Source organism: Actibacterium sp. (assembly GCF_041584535.1).
Lineage (GTDB): Bacteria > Pseudomonadota > Alphaproteobacteria > Rhodobacterales > Rhodobacteraceae > Actibacterium_D.
The window spans coordinates 1-4,204 of sequence record NZ_JBFHDW010000236.1; the positions used below are offsets into that span (position 1 = coordinate 1).

The following is a 4,204-nucleotide window of genomic DNA, read 5'->3' on the forward strand; positions in this document are numbered from 1 at the left end:
ATCGGTCACATAGTTGACCAGATTGAACTGCAGGGCTTCCTCGGCCGTCAGAGGAACGCCGGTGATGAACATCTCCATCAGCCTCCGCCGGGGCAGCACGCGCATCATGGGTGGCACGATCGTCATGGGAAACAGACCCACCTTCACTTCCGGCGTTCCGATGCGGGCATGATCCGCCATCACAGCCAGATCGCAGGCACAGATGATGCCCGCTCCCGCCCCCATCGCGACGCCATTGATGCGCGCGATCGTTGGCTTTCGGCACGCCTGTATCGTCTCGAACAACCTTCCGGCAAAATGATCCGGGTCCGCCGGATCCTGAACAAACGGGCCGCCATCCGCCCCCGCCTTGATGTCGCCCCCGGCACAGAAGGCGCGCTCGCCCTCGCCGGTCAGAACGATCACGCGGCAATCGCTGTCCGTCTCGGCAGCACATATGGCGGCCATGATCCCGTCTGCGACCTCACGGTTGAGGGCATTTCGATTGTCAGGACGTCGAATCGTGATACGCACTTCTTTGCCGAGCGCCTGCGATTGAACAACGCTCTCAGTCATTTCCGAAGCTCCCCCCCTGTATTCAGGACACCGCGCTTTCTTACGTCAGGTCGTCAAAAGCTTGGCTTGATCTATTTTCTAACATATGTTTGATTTTGGTCAACACTGCGGACGACATTTTTCGGGAGGATGATATGACCACTCAAAGTGAGGCTATCGCGGCTGATCTGGAAGCCATCAGGGCGAACTATTCTTTGACTGATGAGCAAAGCCAGATCGTCGATCACGTGGATCGGGTATCGCGCGAGGTGCTGCACCCGCTGCAGGCGCGCATGGATGACGAGGAATGGTGGCCCGATGATCTGTTCAAGCAGATGGGCGAGCTGGGCCTGCTGGGGATTACCGCGCCGGAGGAGCTGGGCGGATCGGGGCAGAACGAGTTCACCCAGGCGCTGGTGTCCGAGGTGATTTCGAAGTGGAACCCGGCTGTGGGCCTCTCGCACGGGGCGCATGACAACCTGTGCCTGAATAACCTGCTGCGCAACGGCTCCGAAGAGCAGGTGAAGAAATACGTGCCGGGCCTTTGCTCGGGCGAGCTCGTCGGTGCTTTGGGCCTGACCGAACCGGGTGCGGGATCCGATGCGCTCGGATCCATGGCCACCACTGCCCGCCGCGACGGTGATGATTATGTCATCAACGGCTCGAAGATTTACATCACCAACGGCCCCATTGCCGATGTGATCCTGCTTTATGCCAAAACCGACAAGTCGAAGGGCGCCAAGGGCATTTCTGCTTTCATCATCGAGACGGACAATCCCGGTTTCAAGGTGGCGCAAAAGCTTGACAAAATGGGCTTTCGCGGCTCGCCAACCGGAGAACTGGTGTTTGAGGATTGCCGCGTACCCGCATCCGCCATGGTTGGACCGGAAAACACCGGCGTTTCGGTGGTAATGAGCGGGTTGGATCTGGAGCGTGCTATGGTTGCCTCAGTCTGCGTTGGCATGGCCGAACGCGCCCTGGAACTAGGGCTGGAATACGCCAAGATTCGCGAACAATTCGGCAAACCGATTGCAAGTTTCCAGATGATGCAGTCGAAACTGGCCGAGATCTACACCGAGGTCGAAACCGCGCGCGCATTCGGTTATCGGGCACTGGCCGCCTGTACGGGCCTACCAAAAGGGGCCGGGGGCCGTGGCGAAATCCACAAACTGACCGCGGCGGCCTGTCTTTACGCAGGCGAGGCATTCAACAAGGCGGTGACCGAAGCCTGTCATATTCATGGTGGCTCTGGCTACATGCAGGACACCGAGATCAACCGGCTGTTCCGCGCCAACAAATTGTTGGAGATCGGCGCGGGAACAAGCGAAGTCCGCAAGATCATCATTGCCGAAGAACTTTTGCGCGCCTGAGGGGGACGAGACAATGAACAAGCAACTGCGCAACGACACCGCTCTGCCAACACATTTCATGACGGACGAACAGCAGGCCCTGGCCGATCAGGCCGGCAAGTTCTTCATGTCCGAATTCCACCATCTGAATGCGGAAATGGACGATACTGATGACCTGCCGTCTTCGGTTTTCCCCAAGCTGGGCGAAATGGGCTACCTGGGACTGAACGTGCCGCCGGAATTCGGCGGCGCTGGTTTGGATTTCACCTCGGCCTGCATCATCACCGAACAGCTGTCGCGGGCCTCTGCCGCGATTGGGCTGACTCATGTGGCGCATGACAATTTGTGCGTCAACAACATCTATCGCAACGCCAATGACGATCTGCGCCGAAAATACCTGCCAGGTCTGTGCAACGGAACGCTGATCGGCGCCCTGGGTCTGACCGAACCCGGCGCGGGGTCTGATGCGCTTGGCTCGATGCGGACCACGGCCAAAAAGGATGCCGACGACTACATCCTGAACGGCGCCAAGATCTACATCACCAATGGGCCGATTGCCGATCTGGTGCTGGTCTATGCCAAGACATCGCCCGAAAAAGGGGCCAAGGGCATTTCCGCCTTTATCGTGGAAACCGACACGCCCGGTTTCAAGGTGGCGCAGAAGCTCAACAAGATGGGATTCCGCGGCTCGCCGACGGGCGAACTGGTATTCGAAGATTGCCGTGTTCCGGCCAGAAACATGGTCGGCAAGCTGGATGGCGGGGTTGCCGTTACCATGTCCGGACTTGATCTGGAACGTGCCATCGTCTGTTTCAACGCTCTGGGCATTGCGCAGCGGGCGCTGGATATTTCCATCGACTACGCCAAGACACGCCAGCAATTCGGCAAACCGATCGCCAGTTTTCAGATGGTTCAGGCGATGCTGGCCGACATGTATACGCAGATCGAGGCCGCGCGGAGCCTGTCCTTGCGCACCGCTGCCATGTGTGAAGGCCTCGAAGAGGGCGAAGGCGGGCGCGGCGAAATCCACAAGCTCACCGCTGCGGCGATCTACAAGGCCGCTGAGGCGACATCCTTCGTGCTGGACAAAGCTGTCCAGATTCACGGCGGCTCGGGTTACATGCGTGATACAGAAGTGAACCGGCTGTACCGGACCGGTCGCGTGCTTGAGGTCGGCGCAGGCACCCAGGAGGTTCGCAAACTCATCATTTCTGGCGAATTGCTGAAGAATTAGGGGCGGAACATGAGCGAAGCGAAATCAAGGCGTTACGCGTCGGATCTCATGGCGGGCCAGGTTGCCCTGGTCACGGGGTCCGGATCTGGAATGGGCCGGGCGACGGCGATCGAAATGGCCGCTTGCGGGGCCAGGCTTGCGCTGTTCGCGCGCCGCGAAGAGCCGCTGGAAGAGACCGCCGAAATGATCCGGGCGGCGGGGGGCGAGGCCTTTGTCGTGCCCGGAGACACCCGCGACGAAGACAGTATCGAAGCTGCGATGGGGCGGATCAAGGACCACTATGGGCAGTTGGATGTTTTGGTGAACAATGCCGGCGGCCAGTATATCGCGGCCGCCCGCGATATCACCAACAAGGGCTTCGAAGCCGTGATCCGCAACAACCTGATCGGGTCTTGGCAGATGACCCGGGCAGCGGCGGATCACTTCATGTACGACAATGGTGGATCGGTTGTGTTTGTCACCGCCATCTCGGCGCGCACCGCGCTTACCGGCTTTACACACACCGTCGCCGCCCGCGCCGGTGTAACGGGCATGATGAAAACGCTGGCCGCCGAATGGGGCGAGTACGGCATCCGGCTGAACTGTGTCGCGCCGGGCACGATCAAGACCGATGCGCTTGGCCGCTATCCGATTCCGCCGGAACAGTGTAAAAAGCTGAACCGCTCGGTGCTGAACCGGATGGGGGCGGCCGAGGACATCGCAGGCACGATCATTTTCCTGGCCTCGAAACTTGGCTGTTTCATCACCGGAGAAGACATTTATGTAGACGGCGGTGAGACCTTGCATATGGGTCATGACGCGCGGGACATGATCAACCCCGCGATGTTCGAGAAACGCGAACGGGGAGATGGCAAGAATGAGTAAACACCCAGTCCTTCTGGAGATTTCCGGCAGGATCGCCACGGTTACGCTGAACGATCCCGAGCGGCGCAACCCGGTCACCGGAAACGACATGATCGCTGCCCTTCTGGAGACCTTCGCCAAGGTGCAGGCCGATCCTCAGGTCAGCGTGATGATCCTGACCGGCGCCGACCCGGCCTTTTGTGCCGGCGGCGACATCAAGGAAATGAACGATCCCGACAGCGTG

Annotated in this window: 5 protein-coding genes; 4 read left to right on the forward strand and 1 reads right to left on the reverse strand. The window is 59.6% G+C overall.

The window, feature by feature from the left end; all coding sequences use genetic code 11:
* Positions 1-555, reverse strand: a 555-nt coding sequence (locus ABYW26_RS11310) for an enoyl-CoA hydratase/isomerase family protein (RefSeq protein ID WP_372604983.1), incomplete at its 3' end; no start/stop codon positions are given.
* A gap of 134 nt (positions 556-689) precedes the next feature.
* On the opposite strand from ABYW26_RS11310, the gene ABYW26_RS11315 reads away from it, so the two are divergent.
* From ABYW26_RS11315 to ABYW26_RS11330, 4 genes are all read left to right on the forward strand, one after another.
* Positions 690-1,904, forward strand: coding sequence for an acyl-CoA dehydrogenase family protein (locus ABYW26_RS11315; protein WP_204114564.1), 1,215 nt, complete (start codon positions 690-692; stop codon positions 1,902-1,904).
* Positions 1,905-1,917: 13 nt separating this feature from the next.
* Entirely contained in the window at positions 1,918-3,117 is a 1,200-nt protein-coding gene (locus ABYW26_RS11320; RefSeq protein ID WP_204114565.1) for an acyl-CoA dehydrogenase family protein, read from the forward strand.
* A 48-nt stretch (positions 3,118-3,165) separates the two neighbouring features.
* Positions 3,166-3,981, forward strand: coding sequence for an SDR family NAD(P)-dependent oxidoreductase (locus tag ABYW26_RS11325; protein WP_372604986.1), 816 nt, complete (start codon positions 3,166-3,168; stop codon positions 3,979-3,981).
* Positions 3,974-4,204 (forward strand): enoyl-CoA hydratase-related protein (locus tag ABYW26_RS11330; RefSeq protein ID WP_372604984.1); only part of this gene is annotated, 231 nt, incomplete at its 3' end. The genes ABYW26_RS11325 and ABYW26_RS11330, both read left to right, overlap by 8 nt.

Bases quoted from the DNA above. Each gene is read 5' to 3' on its own strand.
- ABYW26_RS11315 (WP_204114564.1), top strand. From the start codon at position 690: ATGACCACTCAAAGTGAGGCTATCGCGGCTGATCTGGAAGCCATCAGG.
- ABYW26_RS11325 (WP_372604986.1), top strand. From the start codon at position 3,166: ATGGCGGGCCAGGTTGCCCTGGTCACGGGGTCCGGATCTGGAATGGGC.
- ABYW26_RS11320 (WP_204114565.1), top strand. From the start codon at position 1,918: ATGAACAAGCAACTGCGCAACGACACCGCTCTGCCAACACATTTCATG.